We start from the raw sequence: 22,621 nt of genomic DNA on the forward strand, positions 1-22,621 counted from the left end.
GATTAAACGGATTAAAAAGATGTTCAAGATGAAAACATATAAATCACTTCTTCACTCGTTCACGCATTCGCTATTGATCGTGAGCGCGCTGTTGCTCAGTACAACGGGCTGTAAAGATTTGCTGGAAGAGGTTCCGATTTCGCAGGTCGGCAGCCAGTATGCCACCACGCCGAATGGGTTTGAATCGGTGGTGAAAGCAGCCTATTCGTCGTTGCGGGAATACTATGGTCGCGAAGATGCCATGACCCTGACGGTTTTCGGAACGGATACCTATACGATGGGAGCCGATGGTAGTTTCAAATTTGTCAACCAGTATACGTCCCAGATCGACGGCCGATTAGGGCCAACCAACAACATCTGGAATGCTTTTTACAAAGGCATCAATACCATCAATGTGGCGCTGGACGCGGCTGATGGAATTGCCGGGCTGGACGCAACCATCAAGAAACGTCGGGTTGCGGAATTGAAATTTCTGCGGGCGCACCATTATTTTATTCTGGTGCAGATGTTTGGGCCGGTTTCGTTGCTGACCAAAGGCAACCTGGTTCCGACGAAGGAATTTACCCGCGCTCCAGTGAAGGAGGTATATACCCAGATCATCGCGGATCTGGAATCTTCTTTGACCGATTTGGCAACCCCCACCGGCGATTATGGCCGGGTAACCAAAGGAGCTGCTGAGCATTTGCTGGCTAAAGTCTACCTAACCAAAGGTACGGACAAAGATGCTCAGGCCGCCGATGATTTTGCCAAAGCCGCTACCTATGCCCAGAACGTGATCAAGAACTATACGTATAGCCTGTTGCCTGATTTTTCAGCGGTGTTTGCCCAGGGTGGAGGAGAAGTCAACAGCGAGGTGATTTTTGCCACGCAATACACTTCCGATCCCATTACGAACATTGGTTCCGGTTTCAACAGTACGACAACCAGCACGGTGACCATCAACGGAAACCAGACCCACTTGTATTTCGGGATGGAGTATGACACTCAGGCCGGTATGCAGCGCGATGTGCTGAACGGGCGCCCTTTCAAGCGGTTTATGCCGACGAATTATATGTTGAATGTCGTGTTTGCCGAAAAAGACCGGGTGAAAGATTCGCGCTACAAAAAAACGTTCAAGGACACCTGGCTGGCCAACAACCCCAGCAAAACGACGCCGATCTTTGATAATTCGAAAACGTCCCTGAAGTTCAATGCCGGCGATACAACCATCTTTATTCCGGGCTATGAAATGCCACTGGCCGAGCGGGCCAAGCGTCCGTATCAGGTGTTGGTGCCAAGTCTGTACCGGCCTAACCTGTTCCCGACTTTGCAGAAATTCCTGGATCCCCTGCGCCCCGACCGGACCTACGAACCCGGTAGCCGCGATTTCATCATGTTCCGGTTGGCGGATACCTATCTCCTGGCGGCAGAGGCTCTCATCAAACAGGGAAAAGCGGCTGATGCGGTGCCGTTGATCAATGCTGTTCGCCGGCGGGCGGCTTGGCCGGGTAAGGAAAAAGACATGGAAATTACGGTTGCCGATGCCACGATGGCTTTCATCATGGAAGAACGCGAACGCGAAATGGCCGGCGAAATGCACCGTTGGTTTGACCTGAAACGCTGGGGTAATCTGGTAGAACGCGTGAAAGCGTACAATACCGACGGGGCTCCGAACGTCAAGGATTTTCACGTACTTCGGCCGATTCCACAGGATCAAATTGACCGTACGGCGGGTGGAGCGGCCAAATACCCGCAAAATCCGGGGTATTAATCCATATGGCTAAGAATTGACCAACAGACCCCGAACCGGAATTCCGGTTCGGGGTCTGTTGTTTAGGACAGGGCTGAGTAGATTTTACGGCGAAATTCCTTCCTTCCTTTAGAATTCTTTACAACAAAAACCGCAACTCCCATTCAGGGTTGCCGACTATACTACCCTATTATGCAGGCTATTGTAAACAGACGCCAGTTTCTTACCACCGCCGGTTTATCGGCGCTCGTTCTGGCAACCAGAACCGATCTGCTGGCTGATGCCGCTAAAAAATCGGGACTGAAGATTGGCTACTCCGGGATTACCTGGGGCGGCAAAGACGAGCAGGCCATTAAAGACCTTTCTTCGCTGGGCTATAAAGGGATTCAGCTCCGGGCCAACACTTTTGCACCGTATAAGACCAAACCCTCGGAACTGAAAGCTTTGCTTGACCAGCACCAGTTGAAGCTGGCGATGTTTTCGAGTGGCAATGTGGAGGTCGACCCGGCGAAGTTCGACAGCACCGTGGATATGCACGTGGCCCACGCCAGCTTTGTGAAAGCCCTGGGCGGTTCGGCATTCCAGATGACCAACAGCCTTCGGAAAAACGGGCAGGCCCCGACCACCGAAGAACTGAAAAAGCTGGCGAAAGTGATGAACGAGATTGGTAAACAAACCGCCGACATGGGCGTTCAGGCCACGTATCACAACCACATGAAACAGTGGGGCGAAACACCCGAAGAAGTGGATATTCTGGTGCAGGAAATGAATCCAAAGTACGTCAAACTGCTGCTCGATATTGCCCACTACAAACAGGGTGGGGGCGACCCGGCCAAAGCCGTTGTGCAATACAAGGACGTGCTGCACACACTGCACCTGAAAGATACCAAAAGCCCGGTACCTGAAAAACCGGATGATCCGAAAGCCTACAAATTCGTTGAACTGGGGCAGGGTAATGTCGACGTTCCGGCGGTTTTTGCAGCTTTGGATAAAATCAAGTTCAAAGGCTGGGGCGTGGTCGAACTTGATGGCGTTCCAGACCCGAATAAAACCCCTTTGCAGTGCGCGCAAATCAACAAAGATTACATTACCAAAACACTCAATTTCCCACTTTAGCACTGATCAGCTCTGATTTTCTCCGATCAACTCTGTGAAATAATTTAATCGCTATTTCACAGAGTTGATCGGAGAAAATCAGAGCTGATCAGAGAAAATACTATGAAGACACTATTCGTTACGGCCGTTTTAGCATTAGGCCTGATGGCTGCTGAAAAACCGCAGGCACCCAACACGCTGACGGCCAAGGAGAAAAAGGAAGGCTGGCAACTGCTTTTCGACGGCAAAACCACCAAAGGCTGGCGGGGTGCCTATAAAGACAAATTCCCGGAAAAAGGCTGGCTCGTTCAGGACGGTTTGCTGACCATCTCGAAAACCGACGGTTCGGAATCGACGCACTACGGAGACATTGTGACGGAGGGTGAATACGGCGACTTCGACCTGATGTTCGACTTTAAGCTTACCGAAGGGGCCAACAGCGGCCTGAAGTATTTCGTGGTGGAAGAAACCCCCAAGCCGAAAGGATCAGCCTACGGGCTGGAATTTCAGGTGCTGGACGATGACAAACACCCGGATGCCAAAATGGGTCGCGACGGCAACCGCACGGTTGGATCGCTCTACGACCTAATCCCGGCCAAAGACAAAAAAGCCAACCCGATTGGCGAATGGAACACCGGGCGGGTGGTCTCGAAAGGGAATCACGTTGAGCATTGGCTGAACGGCAAGAAAGTCGTCGAATACGAACGGGGTAGTGAGGAATTCCGGAAGCTGGTCGCACAAAGCAAGTATAAGGCCCCTTCGTATAACGCCCACGGTCGTTTTGGCGAAGCCCCCAAAGGCCACATTCTACTCCAGGATCACGGCGACCGCGTTTCGTTCCGGAATATGAAGATTAAAGCGTTGTAAGGTTTACGGTATTCGGTGCAGCTCCCCGCCGGGACTGACGCATGCTGGCTAGTGCACGAAGTCTAACGCGTCAGCCCCGACGGGAACCGCACCGAATACCGTAAACCAAAAACCGTAAACCAAAAACTAGTAGACTTTTCGCAAATAAGTCTTTCAGTAATAGTCTTTTGTCAGCAACCAGACGTATTCTATTTATCATTTAAACGACCAGCCGCATGGAAAATCGTCGCGACTTTATAAAAAAATCTGCTCTGGCGGGGCTCGGAATGAGCTTCTCTGCCGCTAGTTATGCCCGAATCCTGGGTTCCGCCGACCGCGTTCGGGTCGGAATTGTCGGGTTCTCGGACCGGTTCCGGGGTGCCCTGGCCCCCAGTTTTGCCACCCATGCCAAAGAACTCAACTTTGAATTCGTGGCGGTTTCCGACATCTGGAGCCGTCGGCGCGATGAAGCGGAGGCTTATCTGAAGGGAAAAGGATTCATTGGCAATGATAACTTTGCCAAATGCCGTAACAACGATGAACTCTATGACCGCAAGGATGTGGACGCCGTCATTATCAGTACCGCTGACTTTCAGCACGCGCTGCACTGTGCGGAAGCCGTGGACGCTGGACGTGATGTGTACGTCGAAAAACCGTTTGCCGAATCGCTGGAAGATGCCCGCAAGGCGTTGAAAGCCGTCGAAAAAAGTAAGAAAATTGTACAGGTTGGTTCGCAACGCCGGAGCACGCCGAACTACTGGGCCGCCAATGAATACATCAAATCCGGAAAATTTGGTGACATTACCATGGTTGAAATGACCTGGAATGTCAACCAGCCGGGACGGTGGCGCCGGGCAAAACTCGTTTCCGAAATCAAGAAGGAAGAGACCGATTGGAAGCGGTATTTGATGAACCGCCCGATGGTGGAATGGGATCCACGCAAGTATCTGGAATTCCGCCTGTTCTATCCGTATTCTTCGGGTATTCCGGGTCAGTGGATGTCGCACCAGATCGATACGGTTCACTGGTTCAGTGGTTATGATCACCCGCGCAGTGTGGTTGCCAACGGTGGAATTTATGTCTGGAAAGACGGACGAGTGAATCCCGATACGTTTACGGCGGTTTTCGATTACGGCCCTGACGACGACAAAAGCAAAGGTTTTCAGGTGCTGTATAGCTCACGGATGAACAACGAAGCGGGCGGAACCAAGGAATTGTACTACTCGAACGGTGGTATGATCAACCTGGATACGAACAAAATTAGCTCAGAAGGTGGTCTGGAAGCCAAAGCTGCGGCTGAAATGGGGATGAAGCCCAATTTGCTGGCTGCACAGTCGCTGGCAACAACGGGTGAAAAACAGATCACTTCCGCAAATACCGGTGCTGACCCGATGACTTCGGCGCACATGCGGAACTGGATGGAGTGCGTTCGCAGCCGGAAAGAACCGAATGCACCGGCCAAAGTCGGCTATAATCACTCCGTGGCCAGCATCATGTCGACCATCGCTTACCAGACCGGTGAGCGGGTTACTTTCGACAACGCCAAGCAGGAAATTATGGCGAGTGGAAAAACCGTAAAAGTTTAATTGATTAGATAGGAACGCTGATTGAACGGATGCAACGGATTTTAACGGATTTATCTGTTAAAATCCGTTGCATCCGTTCAATCAGCGTTCCCATAAATAGCCACCTGAAAATGAAAAAACTAACTTTTGCCTTCTGTCTGTTAACGCTCGGTGCGATGGCTCAGAAGCAGGCTGTTCAACTGACGAACAATGAAGCGCAGAAACGCGTGGATGTTACTGTTGATGGCAAACCGTTTACCTCTTACATCTATCCGGGCCCGGATGTCCTGAAAAAACCGGTGCTGTATCCGATCCGGACGGCAGGAGGCAATTTTATCACGCGCGGCTGGCCGATGGATCCCCGGCCCGGCGAGCGTGTCGACCACCCGCACCACGTGGGGATGTGGCTCAATTATGGCGATGTGAATGGCCACGATTTCTGGAACAATTCCAACGATGTAAAAGGACACGGCGGCCCGTTTGGCACCATCGTTCACACCGGTATCAAATCGCTGAAAAGTGGAAAAGATGTGGGCGAATTGGTCGTGACTGCCGATTGGCTCGATAAAGATGGCAAGCCCCTGTTGCAGGAAACGACGACGTTTGTTTTTCGCGGTACGCCAAAAGAACGCATCATCGACCGGACAACGACGCTGAAAGCCCTGGGCAAGGACGTGACGTTTAAAGACAACAAAGAAGGCATGGTGGCGATTCGGCTGGCCCGGCAACTGGAACACCCGTCGAACAAGCCGGAAGTGTTCACGGATGCGAGCGGTGTGGCGACCAAAGTATCCCAGATGGACAACACGGGCGTCACCGGAAAATACAAAAGCAGCGAAGGGGTAGAAGGCGAAAAAGTCTGGGGAACGCGCGCCAAATGGATGAACCTGACGGGCGTCATCAACGGTGAAAACGTTTCCGTTGCCCTCCTGGATAATCCGAAAAACATCGGCTATCCGACCTACTGGCACTCGCGCGGATACGGTTTGTATGCCGCTAATCCATTGGCCCCCAGTGTGATGAGCGAAGGCAAAGACAAGCCGATGAACTATGTGCTACCTGCGGGTAAGTCCGTAACTTTCCGGTATCAGGTACTGATCACAACCGGCTCGGTCTCCGACGATGCGCTGAGCCAGAAAGTCAATCAATTTGCGAATTAGTTAAATTTTTAACGAACAAGGCATAGTAATTGCCTGCGGGTTTTTATTGTGACCAATGCAGGCTTCATACGCTACTGCAAATTTGCTTATCTCCATGATCGGTTACTTTTAACCGTCAAGTAAGTGCTAAAAGTCAATTTGTGCCATCTGATCACTCGGATGGCTTTTTTTTTGATTCAGTGTCTGGTATTAACCCAAATCACATTAAAGACACCAGCATGGAACCATTGCAACAGCTCATCGACTCTTATATGAACACATACCGGGCCATTATGTGGCGGATGAAAGACCGTGCTGTCGACAGCCGGGGATTGAGCGAAACCGTTCGGTTAACCGAGAATACAATTCGCCTACGGCGTCAGAAACCGGGTCTATGGCGGGTTAGTGAAGTTCGGTTGCTGGCTGAATATTTCGGTTTGCCCGACAATGCCTGTGTGCGCCTGGAGCAGGAGTTAGCACCCTTCATGAGTCAGGCATTGCAAATGCCGCCTTCCAAACGCCGTCTTCTGGAGCAGGCGACGCAATTGCACCTTCGGCGGATGTCGGCCAATAAACGGCTGGACTGGCCCGTCGAAGACATCGAAAAGCTGCGGAAGGGATTACAGCAATTTGAGGCCAACGCCTGTGTTGGCTGAAGACGGATGCGGTGAAATTGGCGGCCGGTGTCTAATTCAACGAGAGACCGGCCGGCGTGTTATAAGAAAACCGGTTTAATTTCGCGCTCATCCACGACCGAAAAACCGGGCTGTTAAAGCCCATTTTGCTCAGTTCATCGTCAATCTGCCGCAACAGAAAATTCAGTTGATGGACCATCAGCCACTGTCGTTTAATTTGCTGTTTGAGGGAGGCCGGAGAAGGGGTGGCTGATGTTTCTTCCATTAACCGCCGGACTGTGGCGCGTAAATGGTACTGAATAACGACCAACCGGCCTGCCAAAACGTGGTCGGCAGGGTGTTTTTCCAGAAAAGTGATGCCGTCGGTGATAAGCTGGTTTCGGCGTTGAAGGTGTTGTGTAACGGTGATCCAGGCCTGATCTGCTTTGATCGACTCGTAGGATGCGGTTTTCATGATAATAGGTTATTTACAAGTTTTCAGTACGGTTAGGTCAAAAATAGCGAAATAATCCAAATAATATAGGGGTGAGAAAGAAGAAGTGAAGAATTTTAGTTGGCGGTAGTTTTCTGGAGACCTGACCTTTCTTTTCGGTGATTTTGCGGATATTTGTAACCCCAATCACTTTGCCGAAACCCTCTATGAATCCTTCCATCCGGGCCCTCATCGTTTGCACTAACCATACGGACTACAGAACCAAACCGGAGAAAACGGGCCTTTGGTTGAGTGAATTGACCCACTTTTATGACGAATTATCAGACAAAGAAATTCCATATGACATCGTGAGCCCAAAGGGGGGAAGAGTGCCAATTGATGCGCGGAGTTTGAAGCGGAAAGACAACACGAACGACAAATGGTATCCCAATCCGGTACTGAAAGCGAAGCTGGAGAATTCACTGAAACCGGAGGAAGTGAATGCCGGTCATTACCAGTTGATTTACTTTACCGGTGGGCACGGAACGCTCTGGGACTTTCCGGAGAACGATCCTATTCAACAGATCACCCGGCAGATCTACGAAGGCGGTGGAATGGTCGCGGCTGTGTGCCACGGCGTGAGCGGGCTGTTGAATGTGCGCTTGTCGGATGGGAGCCTGCTGATTCAAAACCGACAGATTACGGGTTTTGCCAACGTGGAGGAGCGGCTCCTGGGGCTGACCCATGAAGTCCCCTTTTTGCTGGAAGACGAGCTTCGGAAACGGAACGCAATTTATCGGAAAAGTTTAATTCCCTTTTTGCCCTACATTGAAGTGGACGACCGGTTGGTGACGGGTCAAAATCCGTTGTCGGCCCGAAAAGTCGGCAAGAAAGTGATGGAAGAGATGGTTGAAAAATAACAAAACCGGCAGGAATGGTTCGGTTTCTTTTCCATTAAATCAGGGTGTTGTTCAACAATCCGCTCTCCAAAACCTTCTGATAATATGGAAGTTTTCGGGCCTGCTTGATGGCGGGTAGCTGGGTTTCGTGGTAAATATCCGTTCCGACGAAGGATACCAGCCGCTGGTCGATCATCCATTCTGCCAGATTCCGGGCTTCCCGCGAGGGCTGACCCGAGAGGGAAAGGAGGTTTAATTGGAATTTAACACCCTGATAATGAAGGTATCGCATTGTTTCAGGATTTTTTTGCAGGTAAATGTATTGTTCTGGATGAGCCATAACCGGCACCAAGTTCCGTTGTTGAAGGGCCGTAATCACCTTGTCCAGTTCGTAGGGCCGTTTGACCAGGCTGGTATCGAAAAGCAGATAGCGTTCGGTCGTGCTTTGGCCAAACGTCAACAACTCGGCTTTGGAGTAAAGAATCCTGAGTAGGTTGATGTCGACAAAATACTCGGCAGCTACTTCCACCTCAATGTTAATCTTTAATTTTTGCAATTCGTACTTCAGAATCGACGCGGCCGCAAAAATGCTGTCGGTGGTATTCTGGTAGAAACCATCCATGATGTGGAGGGTTGCAACGACCTTCCGAAAGCCCAGCGCAGAGAGTTCACGAAGGAGACTGATGCTGTGTTCAACCGAATCGGTTCCGTCCTGACTGCCCGGAAGCAGTTGGGCATGAACATCGACACGAAGCTCGGAAGCCGAAGCCGACGCGTCGGGCTTAGCGGTTTTTGTACGGGCACGAGTCAGAAAACCGAATGGCATTGGGGTATGTAACTAGAAAGTTAGGAGATTCGGGTGCCGAACAAAAGTTTGGCACGGCACCCTCAATCTGCTTCATTAATGGACATGAATCGTGCCAAAACTAACAATATGGGTAGTGCTCGTTTATTAAACGGATACAAAAAAACCGCTCAGGTGAGCGGTTCGATACGAATCGGTATGCGCCGAAAATTTAAGACACAGATTGCGGAAATAATTCGCGAAAACGAGCCAACTGTTGGTCTTTATCAGACACGTTCGGGCTCTCGATGCCCCAGTCGATGTTTAGATCAGGATCGTTCCAGATGATTCCCGACTCACAGGATTTGTTGTAGACATTGGTGCATTTGTAACTAAAAATGCTATCCTCCAGGGCTACGAAACCGTGAGCAAAACCCTCCGGGATATAGGCCATGTTGCTGATTTCCGAATCGAGGATAAACGCTTCGTATTTTCCGAAGGTTGGCGAGCCATCGCGCAGGTCCACGGCAATATCCATCACTTTCCCGGTAATGACCCGGACCAGTTTGCCCTGCGCAAAGGGTTCGTTCTGAAAATGCAACCCCCGCAGGACCCCTTTGGTTGAAAAGGATTGATTGTCCTGCACAAAATGAGCGGTGATGCCTAATTCGTGGAAAACCGGTTGATTGTATGTCTCCAGAAAACTACCACGGGAGTCTTTAAATGTCTTCGGGCGTAATTCGACCAACCCTTCAATCGACGTTTTGATGACCTGCATGAAATACTAATTGAGCATAAAGAACCGGTTTGTCCGGCATCAGCGGACAAATTTAGGAAACTCTATCTACTTCCAGTAATTTTGAGCCTCACCTTTTTTACGGGCACCCAACTAATTTAACTTTAGCAGACGATCAACCTATGACGGCTAATGAGTTGTATACGACTATTTTAACTAAAAAATCTTATTTGTGCGTGGGTTTGGACACTGATATTCGCCGGATACCGACGCATCTTCAACGCGAACCGGATCCGGTGGCAGCCTTTAACCGACAAATTATTGAAGCCACGGCGGAGTACGCCGTTGCCTACAAACCCAATATTGCTTTTTACGAAGCTCAGGGCCCCCGCGGTTGGGAAAGCCTCCAGCGAACCCTCGAATACATTCCCAAAGACTGTTTTACGATTGCCGATGCCAAACGCGGTGATATTGGCAACACCTCCGGTTTATACGCCCGTACGTTTTTCGACCCGGCTTCGTCGGGGCTGGATTTTGATGCCGTTACGGTGGCACCCTACATGGGTCGGGATTCTGTCGAACCGTTCCTCGAATTTGAAAATAAATGGGTGATTCTGCTGGCCCTGACGTCCAATGCCGGTAGTTCGGATTTCCAGCAATGGCCCGTTGGGGGTGAAAAACTCTACGAAAACGTGATCCGGACGTCGCAAACCTGGGCCGGAGCCGACCGGATGATGTACGTAGTTGGGGCCACCCGCGCCGACGAACTGGCGCACATCCGGACGCTCATCCCCGATCATTTCCTGCTCGTTCCGGGCGTGGGCGCGCAGGGCGGTAGCCTGGCTGAGGTGTCGCGCTATGGCATGAATCAGCAGTGCGGTCTGTTGGTCAATGCCTCCCGCAGCATTCTGTACGCGTCCGGCGGTACCGATTTCGCGCAAAAAGCAGCCAATGAAGCCCAGGCGTTGCAGCAGGAAATGGCGGGGTACCTTTGAGTGATGAGTTAAGAGTGATGAGTTAAGAGTTATGAGTTATGATTGGGCGATTTGGAAAGAATGTTGGTGAGAAGTGTGACTTTTTGCCTTTTTCTCCTTCCAATACGTAGCTGCACGGACGATCCGTCACACGCTTCATTCTTAACTTATTACTCATAACTCTTAATTCATAACTCTTTATGTCCGAAGAGTTTATTTATTTTCTCTGGCAATTTCACTATTTCCGCACTACCGATCTGCGAACGGAGGAAGGGGAGGGCTTGCGGGTGATTCATCCGGGGTACCGCAATCCGGATGCCGGGCCGGATTTTACGCACGCACGCCTTTTTGTGGGGGAGGTCGAGTGGGTTGGAACGGTTGAAGCGCACGTGCGGGCCGGGGACTGGCTGCTCCACCGCCACCAGCACGACCGGGCCTACGACAATGTGATTCTGCATATTGTCTGGGAAAAAGAGTTTCTTGAGTTAAAGCGGTCGGACGGTTCGGTTATTCCGACCTTGTGCCTGAGCGAGCGGGCGGACCTGACACTCCTGCAACGGTATCAGACCCTGCTGGCCGAATCGGGACCCATACCGTGTGCTGCTCAGATAGCCCGCGTAGAACCTCTGCGCCGGACGGCCATGCTGGATAAAGCCTTGCTGCAACGCCTGGAACGAAAAGCCGCCGGCGTGATGGCCCTGTTTCAGAGCACCGATCTGGACTGGGAGGAGACGACGTATCAGCTCCTGGCTGTAGCTTTTGGGTTTCAGGTAAATACCGAACCTTTTGGCCAGTTGAGCCGTCAGGTACCGCTGAAAACCTTGCAAAAACACCGTGATACGCTTTTGCAATTGGAAGCGATGTTGTTTGGGACGGCCGGTTTACTGAACAGCGAAAACCCGGATGCCTATGAATCGGAATTGCAGCGGGAATACCGTTTTCTGGCGGCCAAATACCAGCTTGCCGCCAAAAAGCTACCTGCCTATGCCTGGAAATGGGCTAAGCTTCGTCCGGCCAACTTTCCAACGCTCCGACTGGCCCAGTTTGCCCAACTGCTGACTTTCCGAAACAGCCTGTTTTCAGTTTTGATCGAAACGGACGACAGTCGGGTTTTGCTCCGGCATTTGCAGGTTACGCCGTCTACCTATTGGCAAACGCATTATCGGTTTGGGAAAGCATCCGGCCATGTTCTGGCTACACTGGGGCAGAAAGCTGCTGAGAGTCTGGTAATTAACGCCGTTGTTCCGTTGCTGGTTGCCTATTCCCACCACAAGGATCAGCCCGAATACCGGGAGCGCGCCATCCGCTTGCTGGAACAACTTCCGGCGGAAGATAACCGCTTGACCCGGGTCTGGCAGCAGTTGAAGATTCCGGTTCGTACGGCATTCGATTCGCAGGCATCCATTGAGCTGTACAAGAATTTTTGCCAGCCTAAAAAGTGTCTGTCGTGTCAGATTGGGGTGAGTCTGTTGCGGGGAAAGTAAGACCTGAAAAGTGAACCGCAAAATGTAAAATATTGAACGCCCAATGTAAAAGTGAAGAGGCTAAGCGCTCTTAAACCACTTTTACATTGGGCGTTCAATATTTTACATTTTGCGGTTACAAAACCTTAAAAACCGCTCGGGCCGCCGGTCAATGGATCGGTATCGCGCCGGTAGGTCGTGTTGCCTGAATTGGATCGGGTGTCATCATCTGATTTCCAGGTGCGGTTTTCCTGATCCCGTTGCCAGGTTGCCGCATCCGCATTCTCTTCGGTACCGCTGCCGGTCACGCCGGAATAGCTGCTTCCACCCGGGTAGGTACCGACGGTTTGGCCGTAGTCGCCATCGCGAACGGTGTCACGCATCCGGTCTCGGATGCCATCCCGGTCGGTATCATCATCGTTGTCGGACTCCATTTTGGCGCGTTCATTGATGAATGATTCCGCAATTTCAGTCAGTTTCCGGTCTGTATTTTTTTCCTCCTCCAGACTTTCACTCAGGAGTTGAGCGGCATCGTGATACCCCAGCAAACGAGCCAGGGAATGGAGTGAGCCGTAGGCAGCAATTTCGTGGTGTTCAACTTTTTGTCCGGCAATGATCAAACCGGCGTCGCGGGTTAATGACCCCGATTCGGTGTCAGCAATCACCAGATCGCCATCATCGATAAGTCCATCGATGGCGTTGCAGTCCTTTTCGTCGGCATCGACCCCCAGTTGCTGGAAGATTTGCTCGATTCGGCGAATTTGATTTTCTGTTTCAGCCAGGTGCTGGTGAAAACCGTCGCGTACTACATCGGTGGTAGCCGCTTCGGCCATGTTTGGCAGCGCATCAGCAATTTGCTTTTCGGCATAATAGATGCCTTTCAACTCGCTGATGAATAATTCACGCAGTGATGTGTCCGTGTCCCTCGTGCCAAAAAAATTCGCTAACTGTTCCGTGAAAGAAGCCATACAGATAATTGATTAACAGGTTTAACATTGAGTTTACATCCTATGCTCAAATGCTATACCAGTAATTAATCGCCTGAAAAATAGAAAGTTAGTAGGTGAGCGCTGTGGATGAATTACCCCGTTTCGCGGATGGGGTTCCTCGTAGAACCGGAACAGCGAAAATCAACTGCTACGAATTATTGATGAGACTAACGCCCGAACCCAGGAACACCAGACCGACAATGAAAGGCGCCAGGGATTCCCATTTCGTGATGCTCATGCCCAACACCGGTTTGGCATCCGACAGGAAAGCCACGCAGGCAAACAAGACGACGATGATGCCCAGAATGGTCAGTGTTGCGCCGAAAAAGCGCCGGAAGTTGTTCTTATCCATAGTATTTTGTGCGTTTGTGGTGGTTTCGTGTCGGATCTATGGCGTGCTTTCTGGTGAAGCGGAATCGTGGGCTACGGACTGGTCAGCCTGAATGGGCAGCTCTTTGACGGGTTCCAGGCCCATTTTCCGGCCCTCTTCGATCATAAAAGGGATTGCGGCCTCCAGCGTGTTGACGACGGTACCCTCCAGAATGGCTTCCCGAATGGCTACCTTGATCAGGCCGACTTCTTTCGACGGTTTCAGGCCAAAGGCTTCCATGATGAGTTCTCCCGTGATAACCGGCTGAAAATTACGCAGTTTATCCCTTTCGTCCAGCTCGCGGAGTTTGCGCTCCACCTTGTCGAAATTAGCAAGGTGTTTCTTGACGCGGTCGTAGTTTTTCGACGTAATATCGGCCCGGCAGAGGTTCATCAGCGCTTCCAGATCGTCGCCCGCTTCGATCAGCAGCCGCCGGAGTGCCGAGTCGGTAATCTGTTCTTTCACCAGGGCAATGGGGCGAAGGTGCAACCGGACGAGTTTTTTAACAAACCGCATTTTTTCGTTCAGCGGCAATTTCATCTGGCGAAAAATGCCCGGAACCTGTTTGGCTCCCAAGTCCTCGTGGCCGTGAAACGTCCAGCCCACTTTCGGATCGAAGCGTTTGGTAGCCGGTTTGGCAATGTCGTGGAGCAAAGCCGCCCACCGCAGCCAGAGGTCATCGGAGCGTTCGGCCACGTTGTCCAGCACTTGCAGCGTGTGGTAAAAATTGTCCTTATGGCCCTTGCCCTCAATGGTTTCAACGCCTTTCAATGCCAGCAGTTCCGGGAAAATAAGTTCCAGCAAACCGGCGTGATACAGCAGTTTAAAACCGTATGATGGCTTGGTCGACAGAATAATCTTGTTCAGCTCGTCCGTAATCCGTTCCCGCGAAACAATCGCCAGCCGGTCTTTCATTTCAATAATCGCATCGAACGTGTCCGGCTCGATGTCGAAACCCAGTTGCGACGCAAATCGGATGGCCCGCATCATGCGAAGGGGATCGTCGGAAAATGTGATTTTTGGTTCGAGCGGGGTGCGAATGGTTTTCCGGCGCAAATCGTCCAGACCGCCAAACGGGTCGAGCAACTGGCCGAAATCGCTCCCGTTCAGGCTAATACCCATCGCGTTGATCGTAAAATCCCGGCGGTTCTGGTCGTCTTCGAGGGTGCCGTTTTCAACCAGCGGTTTTCGCGAATCGGAGCGGTAGGATTCTTTCCGGGCGCCCACAAACTCCACTTCCCAGCCCAGCGAACGACTGCCTGGAACGGTTTCGGTTGCCTCGGTATACGTAGTTTGATCGGGATGAGCCGGTAACATGGCCGTTCCGAAATTCTTAAACACAATCACGGGCACTTTCAACTCCCGGCCCACGGCTTCGGCCAGGTCGATGCCACTGCCAATGCACACAATGTCGATGTCTTTCGACGGACGTTTCAGAATCAGATCCCGTACAAAACCGCCGATGACATACGCACGAACGTCCAGCGCAGCCGCCTGACGGGCGATGACTTCAAAAATGGGATTGCTATGTAGGGTCTCCGTAAAGTTCATAGAACACAGGAATAACGAATCGTTCCGATCCTGGTCGGCAGTGGCGGTACGGCTCATTATTTTCGTAAAAAGGCTACTTCCCCTTTTGGACCTAACTCCATAATACGCGGCAACTGGATTTTGGCCGGCAGTTCGCCCCACGAAATGGGCGGTTTTGCCAGACCGACCGGCCATTCAGCATCTTCAAACGGCAAGGTCAGCAGCCCCCGGCCAAACGCGCCGATGAGTTGTCGCACCGATTCGCTAAGGGTTTTCCGCAGCGGCACCTGCAACCGGAAGGCGTCGGGCAGGTTGATGCCGTTGTACAATAAAACCGTCAGGGGCATTTCGGCGAACTCGATCAGGTCCCAGGCCACATCCGGCACAGGCCGGACATAGAGGTTGAGCTGACTATTGTCGGAAATGAGAATGGTGGGAAGCGGGGCCGGAACCAGGTCTTTCCGAACATCCAGCAGATGTTCGACGGCTTCCGCATGGCCGGGATCGCAGGCCAGTGAAACCCCGGTTTCGTCGGCCAGCCGGATGAGTCGTCCCTGCCGGAGTTCGGCAACAATATCGCGTGGCGTTGGTGTCATAGCTGTAACAAGCCGCAAAAGTACGGCAAGTTTTTGGAAAGGTGTTTGAATTATAAGCAAACCGTCTTAGATTTCATTCAAATGTCGGTTTTTACAGCCCCTTATTCCTGACCCATGAATTTAGTAGTCGTTTCGCTTACTGCCCCTAAATCCCCTGAAGGGGACTTTTTGCATCTGGAAAAATTCGCTTCCAAGCCCCCTTCAGGGTCGGGGTCGCGCATTACTTTAGGGGTGAAAAAGACGTTTATTTTTGGAATTATCTACCTGTTCCTGTCCGTTTTAGGATATGCCCAGAAACCCGCTGCGGCTTCGAAAGAAACCGTTGCCTTGTCCAAACTCTACATCATTCCCGACAAACGCTACATCATGCGGGGGGATGGAAAACCGTTTTTCTGGCTGGGTGACACGGCCTGGGAATTGTTCCACCGGCTGACGAAGGAAGAAGCCGATCTGTACCTGAGAAACCGGGCGGCTAAGGGATTTACCGTGATTCAGGCGGTGGTGCTGGCCGAACTCGACGGGCTGACGCAGCCTAATCAGTACGGTCAGTTGCCATTGGTGGGCAACGACCCCACTAAGCCCAATGAAGCGTATTTTCAGCATGTCGACTGGGTGGTCAACCGGGCCACGGAGCTGGGGCTGGTCGTTGGGCTGCTGCCGACCTGGGGAGATAAATTCAATAAGAAGTGGGGAAAAGGCCCCGAAATTTTCAATACTGCCAATGCCCGGACGTATGGTGAGTTTATTGGCAAACGCTACCGGGGCAAACCGGTTATCTGGATTTTGGGCGGTGACCGCAATCCGGAGGACGAGCAACGGCTGGCCATTGTCCGGGCGATGGCGGAAGGCATCAAGAAAGGCGACGGCGGCACCAAGCTCATGACCTATCACCCGCAGGGCGACAGCAACTCGTCAGGATTTTTTCACAGCGATAAATGGCTGAACATTAATCTGTTTCAGTCGGGACACAGTGCCAGGAACAAGAAGAATTACGTGATGCAACGGCAGAATTACGCGATGTTTCCACCCAAACCGACGCTCGATGGTGAACCACGTTACGAAGACCATCCGATTGCGCACAAACCGGAGCAGGGCTATTTTGACGATTTTGATGTGCGGCAGGCGGCCTGGTGGGCGGTTTTGTCGGGCGGATGCGGGCATACCTACGGTAACCACAACATCTGGCAGTTTTTCGATAACGACCGAAATCCGCCGGTTTCGGCCGCCCGTACGCACTGGAAGCGGGCACTCGACCATGCCGGGGCGTTTCAGATGGGAATTTTGCGCCGGTTGTACGAGTCGCATCCGTGGACGCGGCTGATGCCCGACGAGCGTCTGATTCAGAACACCAATCCCGACGACGGCAATCACCAGGTGGCCGCCATTTCGGAAGACGACAACTTCCTGTTTGCCTACACGCCCAACGGCAGTCCGCTGAAAATTGACCTCGCCCGGCTGACCGCTTCGCCGAATGTGCTGGCCTACTGGTATAATCCCCGCGATGGAAAGAGCCAGAAAATCGGGGTGTTTCCGAATACCGGCCCGCAGGAGTTCAAGGCCCCGATTGTCGGCCCAACCACGGACTGGGTGCTTGTGCTGGACGATGCGAAAGCGCCGTTTGCGGGTTTTGGCCTGAAGAAATAGCTAAACCGTATGGCCAAAAACCGCCATTTTTTCTGCGCCGATGTCCTGTCCCAACGCCCGGATGATGTGGGAGATCAGCCGGTTTTGACCGCAACACTCGCCGGTAAAATCCGTACGGTATTTTTTAGCGATGTAGCGGTCGTGCGGGCAGCCGCCGTTGCAGATTCCGTAGTGTTGACAGGCCGATAGTCGCTGGAGGTTGTCCCGTTCCTGTCGGCGCAACGCCCGCATTTGGGGCGATTTAAACAGCGAATCGAAATCCGATTCCAGAATGTTGCCGAGGTTATACATCGGATCACCGACGTATTTGTCGCAGTGGTAAACGTCGCCTTCGGGCTCGATGTGGTAATAACCGCCGAGGCAATTCCCGGCCAGCGTGCAGACCTGTGGATTGCCCCGCATCACCGAACGCACAATGCCGTCGATCTCGCGCACCCGAATGTCGGGGTTGTCGAGGGCATACCAATGGTCGAAAATCCGGATCATAAACTCTTCGTAGTCTTCTAGCGACAGGTAATCAGTCGTCGCGCGTTCGCCGGAGTTCTGGCCGATGAGGTTGTCGGGAACGGCGGGCAGGAACGAGAAGTTGTCGACTTTCAGATCCCGGGTGATGAAATCAAAAATTTCGGGAGCCGGTAAACGCTTGGTGTTTTCGTTCAAAACCAGCAGAACGCCGTGGCCGATCCCGTATTCTTTGAGCAGGTCGATGCTTTTGATCACCTGCTGAAAACTCCCTTTTCCCGATGCAAAAGACCGGTTTCGGTTGTGGATTTCTTCGGGGCCATCCACGCTGACGCCCACCTGAAAGTGGTTTTTCCTGAAAAAGTCACACCATTCCTCCGTGAGCAGCGTACCGTTGATCTGGACGCTGTTGAGGACGTATTGCCCTTCCTGAATAAAAGCCTGCTGCAGGCTGAGCGCCCGGCGAAAGAAATCGATCCCCAGCAGGAGCGGTTCGCCCCCGTGCCAGATAAAATTGATGACCTTGTAGCGTTTCGCGCGAAACGCTTTCGCTACGATGTTGGCCAGAATCTCGAAGGAAATAACCGTTCCGCGCGAGCGCCAGTCGTGGCAGTAGGAGCAGCGCAGGTTGCACTTCCGGGTCGATTTGATGATCAGGCTGAGGGAATTGTCCATGATAGAGGTTGTTGTAAGGCGGTTCGGAAAGGGAGTGAAAAGCCGAAGAACCCCTTTTGGTCGGGATTCTTCGGCGGGGGATGGCAAGCGGTTTCAGGACATGCCTTTGAGCCGGTCTACGAGTTTGATCTCTTCCTCCGAAAAGCCGATGGAATCAGCAAAATCCTTGAACGAATTCAGCGGACTGGTTTCAAACCGGGGAATGTCGACGATGATCCGGAACCAGAAACGAACCCAGATCCGGAACCAGATGCGGAGGTTGAGGTTCTGCACCAGCGCATCCTGGAGCGCCAGCCCCGCTTCATCGGTTTTGATCTGGTTCCGTAATTCCAGGGGAACCATCTCGCCTTTCCGAATCGGAATTTCGGCGTCGGGGGACGATATTTCGAGCCCTTTTCGTTCTTCGTACATCGCTTTCGCTACTTCCTGAATCAGCCTTTTTCCGATTTCCTGCTGACTTTTCGGGTCTTTGGCCAGTTTTTCCAACGCGTCGATCTGTTCTTTCAGCGGTCTCTTTTCCATGGTGTTTAGCTTTAGTTTTACATCGATATAAATACCTGACTAATAGTGTTTTATTGGCCGATGTAAAGTTTGTTAATCCCGAAGAATTTCGCTTTTACGGATGTTCCTAACCTTTCAACGCATGTTCCAAAAACTTGAACGGATGTTCCGAAAGCGGTTTGAGTTCATGGGTCTCCTGGTACCGCCGGGGGCAAACGCCGAATACCTCCGTAAACCGTTTGGTGAAGTAGCTCAGGCTGTTGAAGCCAACCGAGAAGGCAATCTCGGAAATGGTCAGATCCGTTTGATCGAGGAGCAGATCGCGCGCTTTCGTCAGCCGGACGTACCGGATAAAGGCCGTGGCCGACATCCCGGTTTTGGCAGTGAGCCGACGGTAGAGGTTGGTGCGGCTCATCGCAGCCGATTCGAGGAGGTCCGTCACGCTTAAATCGGGATTGTCGATGTTTTGCTCGATCTGACCCCACAACTTCAACACGGTATGGTCTCGGACAGCAACGGATTGAAACGGATTCATGGCTTTCTGGATGAACGGTGTGAATGTAGATACATCGGGCGATGGCAAACCCGGTCTATCCTTGATGTTCTAGCCAGTCTACTTTGGGAAGTGCAATTGTTGGAGCAAATGAATACAATAATTTCCTGGAAAGAGATCGGGTTTTAGTATCCGGTTTGGCGAAAACCGCTAAACTTGCCGGTTTTCGAAACCATTGGCATTCCTTATTTTGAGTTACCGGTAATCTATTCCAAAGTCTGGTAATTGAGCGTCCAGAGTATGCCGGACGAGTGAAAAAAAGTTTAGCGAGGGAGGAAATTGTCTTTCTGAGGAACGTAGTCTATACTTGCAGGAAACGATTCATTCACGGGTTAGCGACCGTATGTACTGGTATGAACGCAGGAATTGGCAAGTATCTGATCGGAATTGGGGTTGTGGTGGTCCTGATCGGGCTGATCGTTTATTTTTTTGGCGATAAACTGGGCTGGCTCGGTCGGTTGCCGGGCGACATTCGCATCGAAGGTAAAAACGGCGGTTTTTATTTCCCGATTGTCACCTGCATCGTCGTCAGCGTTCTGCTGAACCTCATTTTTGTTTTGATCCGGAAGTTTTTCGGGTAGCGTTGGTATCGTCCGGGCTGGCCGAGCGGCTCGACGGGCGGGTGTCCGGATCATCGGGAATGCGGGTTACTTTATTGATATAGAACACTTCACGCGGAGGAGCCAGGGAGCGTTCAGTCGAAATTTTCTGAAATCCACAGGCCAGAAAATGGCCGTCATACCAGGCTTCCAGTTGTTCGTTTTCGGAATAGACCACTTTCTCGTTTTCCCGTAATTTTTTCAGCGAATACTTCTCCTGCTCCCGCACCACCTTGCCGCCCTGAATCACCTCGGCGTGGATTTCGCCGTCGTGTGGATAGGCCAGAATGGTCGTGTTGCCCTGGCGGGAAACCTGCACCATCTGATTCAAATCGTAGCTGCTCAGATCGGGAATGGGCAGGGAGTTGTCCCACAGTAGTTTACCATTTTTGTCGAAACCGCACAGAAACGCGTGCGTATACCGGTAGCCTTCCTGGTAACGATCAAAAGAGCGCCCGGAGCCCAGATAGGGATAAGAACTGCCCCGGTATTGGGGGTAATACACTTCTGCAATCAGCATCAGCCCTTCGTCGGTGGGCAGCAGGTCGTGTACCAGCAGCCGATACCGGAACTTGGTGTCTTTGCCCTGGTCTTTCCGACGCGCCAACCGCTCGATCATCTTCTGCTGGCGTTTGGGTTTCATGTAGTTGAAGAAATTCTGAAGCTCCGAAAAGTCGATGTACCGGGTGTCTTCGGTCGGGGTAATCACCGTGCTTTCGCCCACCGGCGACGCGGCATTGCGGATTCGCGTGATGTAAACCCCCTGCGAATAGGGCGTGCAGTCGTTGGAATAATTGCCAACGAGCAGCGATTCCTCGTCGTTGAGGGGAAGTAATTTGCCCGAAATCAGACTGTGTTTGTTGCCGTCCAGATTCACCGTCCGGATCAGTTTGCCTTCATACGAATAGGTGCGAACCGTAAATTCGCAGTTCCGCTGGTGCGTGGCATCGGTCATGACGTGCACCAGTCGCCGTTGTTCATCGACTTCGATGTTGTTGAGCTGAATGTGGTTGGAATACAAACCGGGTAACACTTTGGAAGTCAGGTCGAAAAACGAGAACGACACCACCACCGGCCGGGAGCGGTAATACCCACCGAGGTAGGCGATGTTGTCCAGGACCTTGAAATGAAAAATATCCATGGGTGTCACCAGATCACCCCGGTAGGTTTCCATCGTTCCGTCGGTGAGGTTCACCCGCAGGATGGCAATTTTCTCGTTGGCGGTTTCTTTCAGCAGCCAGTAGAGGTAATGTTCTGTGCGGGCCGACCGGACTGGTTCGTAGAACGCATCAATTTTATAATCCGTCGACCAGAGCAGTTTGAGGTCGGTATCGTAGCGTTTGAAAGAGAACTTGGTGGGGGCCGATGAGTAGTAATCGCCATGCCGGACATTCACCAGAACGCCCTGATCCCCGAGCGTCGTCACGTCGAAAAACTCCTCTGAATTCTGACTAATGGGCAATTCCAGGCGGATGGAAGGCTCAAATTGGGCCATCGCGGGAATACATGCCACCAGCATCCAGCACCAAAGCCCTCTCGTGAGACGATTGATCATCAGCATTTTGATTAAGTACTGATTAAAGGTACGTATTCCGCCCCTTTTGTCAAATCAAACAGCGGGTTTTTGCGTGAATGGAAATTCTCAATTCTGTACTATTAAATAGGCAGAAAGTGACTTCCGTCACATCCGTCCGTCAAATCTGGGACACTTCTCTTCAACTCCTCAGTTATGGTTTCGGCGAAAAAAAAGCTGTTCGATCAACTCCTGGCTATCCGGCGGTTGTTTCCGGAAGCCTTGCATGAATTGGAAGTACGGCTTGTTTTCCAGCGCTTGCCGGAAGGTACGCACCTGCTCCGGGCTGGCGAAACCGAAGAGCGGATTTACTACATCGCCCGGGGTTTGGTGCGCGGCTATTGTCAGGAGGAAGAAAAGGAAGTAACGACCTGGCTGGCGGAAGAAGGCCATTATGTATTTTCGAGTTCCGGTTTTCTACTGAATAAACCATCCAACGAATCCATCGAAGTCTTGGAGCGGGCCGAACTGTTTTACATTACCCGACAGGATCTTGATTATTTACACTACCGTTTTAAGGAGTTTAATCACCTCAGTCGGCTGATCCTTCAACACCATATTCTCATCCAAGAAGACCGGCTGCGTTTACTGCGGCAGAGCAAGGCTGAAAAACGGGTTGAGCAGTTTCGGAAACAATTCCCGGAGTTGTGGAAACGGGTTCAGAACCAATACATTGCGTCCTATTTAAGGATTGATCCGGCCACTTTGAGCCGGGTACTGCGGAAACGATAAACTGGAAATTCTAAAAATGTAACTGATTGTTTTTAGGCTGTTAACTTAAGTACTACGCAAGAATATTTTCCTAAAATGATCACTATTTTTTGACGTTTGTCAGACGTTTTTTGACAAATG

The 22,621-nt window shown here is 51.7% G+C and carries 23 protein-coding genes; 12 read left to right on the top strand and 11 right to left on the bottom strand.

Annotated features, from left to right (window positions below; genetic code table 11):
- Window positions 1-28 precede the first annotated feature (28 nt).
- The 6 genes from ACS5NO_RS09885 to ACS5NO_RS09910 all read left to right on the top strand — a co-directional run bounded on the left by ACS5NO_RS09885 (window position 29) and on the right by ACS5NO_RS09910 (window position 7,030).
- A complete protein-coding gene (locus tag ACS5NO_RS09885) occupies window positions 29-1,750 on the top strand; it encodes a RagB/SusD family nutrient uptake outer membrane protein (RefSeq protein ID WP_439414988.1) in 1,722 nt (573 codons plus the stop codon).
- A 171-nt stretch (window positions 1,751-1,921) separates the two neighbouring features.
- The gene (locus ACS5NO_RS09890; RefSeq protein WP_439414989.1) at window positions 1,922-2,845 is read left to right on the top strand and encodes a sugar phosphate isomerase/epimerase family protein; all 924 of its coding nucleotides are present in this window, start codon (window positions 1,922-1,924) and stop codon (window positions 2,843-2,845) included.
- Between the two features lie 102 nt (window positions 2,846-2,947).
- Complete coding sequence (locus ACS5NO_RS09895; RefSeq protein WP_439414990.1) at window positions 2,948-3,691, top strand: 3-keto-disaccharide hydrolase; 744 nt, start codon at window positions 2,948-2,950, stop codon at window positions 3,689-3,691.
- A 215-nt stretch (window positions 3,692-3,906) separates the two neighbouring features.
- Window positions 3,907-5,256 carry a Gfo/Idh/MocA family protein gene (locus tag ACS5NO_RS09900; RefSeq protein ID WP_439414991.1) on the top strand — a complete coding sequence of 450 codons (1,350 nt, stop codon included), beginning with the start codon at window positions 3,907-3,909 and terminating at the stop codon, window positions 5,254-5,256.
- A gap of 110 nt (window positions 5,257-5,366) precedes the next feature.
- Window positions 5,367-6,395 carry a DUF6807 domain-containing protein gene (locus tag ACS5NO_RS09905; RefSeq protein ID WP_439414992.1) on the top strand — a complete coding sequence of 343 codons (1,029 nt, stop codon included), beginning with the start codon at window positions 5,367-5,369 and terminating at the stop codon, window positions 6,393-6,395.
- Window positions 6,396-6,613: 218 nt separating this feature from the next.
- The gene (locus ACS5NO_RS09910; RefSeq protein ID WP_114405269.1) at window positions 6,614-7,030 is read left to right on the top strand and encodes a hypothetical protein; all 417 of its coding nucleotides are present in this window, start codon (window positions 6,614-6,616) and stop codon (window positions 7,028-7,030) included.
- A 31-nt stretch (window positions 7,031-7,061) separates the two neighbouring features.
- Here the strand turns inward: ACS5NO_RS09910 and ACS5NO_RS09915 are convergent, their stop codons facing one another.
- The gene (locus tag ACS5NO_RS09915) at window positions 7,062-7,463 is read right to left on the bottom strand and encodes a hypothetical protein (RefSeq protein WP_439414993.1); all 402 of its coding nucleotides are present in this window, start codon (window positions 7,461-7,463) and stop codon (window positions 7,062-7,064) included.
- Between the two features lie 185 nt (window positions 7,464-7,648).
- Between ACS5NO_RS09915 and ACS5NO_RS09920 the strand changes: the two genes are divergently transcribed.
- Complete coding sequence (locus ACS5NO_RS09920) at window positions 7,649-8,341, top strand: type 1 glutamine amidotransferase domain-containing protein (protein WP_439414994.1); 693 nt, start codon at window positions 7,649-7,651, stop codon at window positions 8,339-8,341.
- A 34-nt stretch (window positions 8,342-8,375) separates the two neighbouring features.
- Here the strand turns inward: ACS5NO_RS09920 and ACS5NO_RS09925 are convergent, their stop codons facing one another.
- A complete protein-coding gene (locus tag ACS5NO_RS09925) occupies window positions 8,376-9,146 on the bottom strand; it encodes a tyrosine-protein phosphatase (protein WP_439414995.1) in 771 nt (256 codons plus the stop codon).
- A 190-nt stretch (window positions 9,147-9,336) separates the two neighbouring features.
- Window positions 9,337-9,882: a dTDP-4-dehydrorhamnose 3,5-epimerase gene (gene rfbC / locus ACS5NO_RS09930; RefSeq protein WP_439414996.1), complete on the bottom strand. Its 546-nt coding sequence runs from the start codon at window positions 9,880-9,882 to the stop codon at window positions 9,337-9,339.
- A gap of 140 nt (window positions 9,883-10,022) precedes the next feature.
- Between rfbC and pyrF the strand changes: the two genes are divergently transcribed.
- Both pyrF and ACS5NO_RS09940 read left to right on the top strand, forming a co-directional pair.
- Complete coding sequence (gene pyrF / locus ACS5NO_RS09935) at window positions 10,023-10,835, top strand: orotidine-5'-phosphate decarboxylase (RefSeq protein ID WP_439414997.1); 813 nt, start codon at window positions 10,023-10,025, stop codon at window positions 10,833-10,835.
- A gap of 179 nt (window positions 10,836-11,014) precedes the next feature.
- Window positions 11,015-12,298 (top strand): DUF2851 family protein, encoded by a 1,284-nt coding sequence (locus tag ACS5NO_RS09940; protein WP_439414998.1) that lies wholly within the window; start codon window positions 11,015-11,017, stop codon window positions 12,296-12,298.
- 125 nt (window positions 12,299-12,423) lie between these two features.
- Here ACS5NO_RS09940 and ACS5NO_RS09945 read toward each other — a convergent pair whose 3' ends face one another.
- The 4 genes from ACS5NO_RS09945 to ACS5NO_RS09960 form a co-directional block, all read right to left on the bottom strand.
- Window positions 12,424-13,245, bottom strand: a complete 822-nt coding sequence (locus ACS5NO_RS09945; protein ID WP_439414999.1) for a YciE/YciF ferroxidase family protein — start codon at window positions 13,243-13,245, stop codon at window positions 12,424-12,426.
- 169 nt (window positions 13,246-13,414) lie between these two features.
- Window positions 13,415-13,618, bottom strand: coding sequence for a hypothetical protein (locus tag ACS5NO_RS09950; RefSeq protein WP_114405262.1), 204 nt, complete (start codon window positions 13,616-13,618; stop codon window positions 13,415-13,417).
- Between the two features lie 36 nt (window positions 13,619-13,654).
- Window positions 13,655-15,187, bottom strand: coding sequence for a CCA tRNA nucleotidyltransferase (locus ACS5NO_RS09955; protein WP_439415000.1), 1,533 nt, complete (start codon window positions 15,185-15,187; stop codon window positions 13,655-13,657).
- Window positions 15,188-15,243: 56 nt separating this feature from the next.
- Window positions 15,244-15,762, bottom strand: a complete 519-nt coding sequence (locus ACS5NO_RS09960) for an L-threonylcarbamoyladenylate synthase (RefSeq protein ID WP_439415001.1) — start codon at window positions 15,760-15,762, stop codon at window positions 15,244-15,246.
- Window positions 15,763-15,876: 114 nt separating this feature from the next.
- On the opposite strand from ACS5NO_RS09960, the gene ACS5NO_RS09965 reads away from it, so the two are divergent.
- Entirely contained in the window at window positions 15,877-17,406 is a 1,530-nt protein-coding gene (locus tag ACS5NO_RS09965) for a glycoside hydrolase family 140 protein (RefSeq protein ID WP_439415002.1), read from the top strand.
- Here the strand turns inward: ACS5NO_RS09965 and ACS5NO_RS09970 are convergent, their stop codons facing one another.
- The 3 genes from ACS5NO_RS09970 to ACS5NO_RS09980 form a co-directional block, all read right to left on the bottom strand.
- Window positions 17,407-18,543 carry a radical SAM protein gene (locus ACS5NO_RS09970; RefSeq protein WP_439415003.1) on the bottom strand — a complete coding sequence of 379 codons (1,137 nt, stop codon included), beginning with the start codon at window positions 18,541-18,543 and terminating at the stop codon, window positions 17,407-17,409.
- Between the two features lie 93 nt (window positions 18,544-18,636).
- Window positions 18,637-19,065: a hypothetical protein gene (locus tag ACS5NO_RS09975; protein WP_439415004.1), complete on the bottom strand. Its 429-nt coding sequence runs from the start codon at window positions 19,063-19,065 to the stop codon at window positions 18,637-18,639.
- Between the two features lie 106 nt (window positions 19,066-19,171).
- Window positions 19,172-19,579: a helix-turn-helix transcriptional regulator gene (locus tag ACS5NO_RS09980; protein ID WP_150876355.1), complete on the bottom strand. Its 408-nt coding sequence runs from the start codon at window positions 19,577-19,579 to the stop codon at window positions 19,172-19,174.
- Window positions 19,580-19,950: 371 nt separating this feature from the next.
- Here ACS5NO_RS09980 and ACS5NO_RS09985 point away from each other — a divergent pair, with 371 nt between their 5' ends.
- Window positions 19,951-20,178 carry a DUF2905 domain-containing protein gene (locus ACS5NO_RS09985; RefSeq protein ID WP_150876354.1) on the top strand — a complete coding sequence of 76 codons (228 nt, stop codon included), beginning with the start codon at window positions 19,951-19,953 and terminating at the stop codon, window positions 20,176-20,178.
- Here the strand turns inward: ACS5NO_RS09985 and ACS5NO_RS09990 are convergent.
- Window positions 20,144-21,751: a hypothetical protein gene (locus ACS5NO_RS09990; protein WP_439415005.1), complete on the bottom strand. Its 1,608-nt coding sequence runs from the start codon at window positions 21,749-21,751 to the stop codon at window positions 20,144-20,146. The two genes, ACS5NO_RS09985 and ACS5NO_RS09990, sit on opposite strands and share 35 nt — an antisense overlap.
- Before the next feature lie 174 nt (window positions 21,752-21,925).
- Between ACS5NO_RS09990 and ACS5NO_RS09995 the strand changes: the two genes are divergently transcribed.
- Window positions 21,926-22,501, top strand: a complete 576-nt coding sequence (locus tag ACS5NO_RS09995; protein ID WP_439415006.1) for a Crp/Fnr family transcriptional regulator — start codon at window positions 21,926-21,928, stop codon at window positions 22,499-22,501.
- Window positions 22,502-22,621 lie beyond the last annotated feature (120 nt).

Source organism: Larkinella fluvii (genome assembly GCF_051857545.1).
Taxonomy (GTDB): Bacteria; Bacteroidota; Bacteroidia; order Cytophagales; family Spirosomataceae; genus Larkinella.

Bases quoted from the DNA above. Each gene is read 5' to 3' on its own strand.
- ACS5NO_RS09885 (WP_439414988.1), top strand. From the start codon at position 29: ATGAAAACATATAAATCACTTCTTCACTCGTTCACGCATTCGCTATTG.
- ACS5NO_RS09890 (WP_439414989.1), top strand. From the start codon at position 1,922: ATGCAGGCTATTGTAAACAGACGCCAGTTTCTTACCACCGCCGGTTTA.
- ACS5NO_RS09895 (WP_439414990.1), top strand. From the start codon at position 2,948: ATGAAGACACTATTCGTTACGGCCGTTTTAGCATTAGGCCTGATGGCT.
- ACS5NO_RS09900 (WP_439414991.1), top strand. From the start codon at position 3,907: ATGGAAAATCGTCGCGACTTTATAAAAAAATCTGCTCTGGCGGGGCTC.
- ACS5NO_RS09905 (WP_439414992.1), top strand. From the start codon at position 5,367: ATGAAAAAACTAACTTTTGCCTTCTGTCTGTTAACGCTCGGTGCGATG.
- ACS5NO_RS09910 (WP_114405269.1), top strand. From the start codon at position 6,614: ATGGAACCATTGCAACAGCTCATCGACTCTTATATGAACACATACCGG.
- ACS5NO_RS09915 (WP_439414993.1), bottom strand. From the start codon at position 7,463: ATGAAAACCGCATCCTACGAGTCGATCAAAGCAGATCAGGCCTGGATC.
- ACS5NO_RS09920 (WP_439414994.1), top strand. From the start codon at position 7,649: ATGAATCCTTCCATCCGGGCCCTCATCGTTTGCACTAACCATACGGAC.
- ACS5NO_RS09925 (WP_439414995.1), bottom strand. From the start codon at position 9,146: ATGCCATTCGGTTTTCTGACTCGTGCCCGTACAAAAACCGCTAAGCCC.
- rfbC (WP_439414996.1), bottom strand. From the start codon at position 9,882: ATGCAGGTCATCAAAACGTCGATTGAAGGGTTGGTCGAATTACGCCCG.
- pyrF (WP_439414997.1), top strand. From the start codon at position 10,023: ATGACGGCTAATGAGTTGTATACGACTATTTTAACTAAAAAATCTTAT.
- ACS5NO_RS09940 (WP_439414998.1), top strand. From the start codon at position 11,015: ATGTCCGAAGAGTTTATTTATTTTCTCTGGCAATTTCACTATTTCCGC.
- ACS5NO_RS09945 (WP_439414999.1), bottom strand. From the start codon at position 13,245: ATGGCTTCTTTCACGGAACAGTTAGCGAATTTTTTTGGCACGAGGGAC.
- ACS5NO_RS09950 (WP_114405262.1), bottom strand. From the start codon at position 13,618: ATGGATAAGAACAACTTCCGGCGCTTTTTCGGCGCAACACTGACCATT.
- ACS5NO_RS09955 (WP_439415000.1), bottom strand. From the start codon at position 15,187: ATGAACTTTACGGAGACCCTACATAGCAATCCCATTTTTGAAGTCATC.
- ACS5NO_RS09960 (WP_439415001.1), bottom strand. From the start codon at position 15,762: ATGACACCAACGCCACGCGATATTGTTGCCGAACTCCGGCAGGGACGA.
- ACS5NO_RS09965 (WP_439415002.1), top strand. From the start codon at position 15,877: ATGAATTTAGTAGTCGTTTCGCTTACTGCCCCTAAATCCCCTGAAGGG.
- ACS5NO_RS09970 (WP_439415003.1), bottom strand. From the start codon at position 18,543: ATGGACAATTCCCTCAGCCTGATCATCAAATCGACCCGGAAGTGCAAC.
- ACS5NO_RS09975 (WP_439415004.1), bottom strand. From the start codon at position 19,065: ATGGAAAAGAGACCGCTGAAAGAACAGATCGACGCGTTGGAAAAACTG.
- ACS5NO_RS09980 (WP_150876355.1), bottom strand. From the start codon at position 19,579: ATGAATCCGTTTCAATCCGTTGCTGTCCGAGACCATACCGTGTTGAAG.
- ACS5NO_RS09985 (WP_150876354.1), top strand. From the start codon at position 19,951: ATGAACGCAGGAATTGGCAAGTATCTGATCGGAATTGGGGTTGTGGTG.
- ACS5NO_RS09990 (WP_439415005.1), bottom strand. From the start codon at position 21,751: ATGATCAATCGTCTCACGAGAGGGCTTTGGTGCTGGATGCTGGTGGCA.
- ACS5NO_RS09995 (WP_439415006.1), top strand. From the start codon at position 21,926: ATGGTTTCGGCGAAAAAAAAGCTGTTCGATCAACTCCTGGCTATCCGG.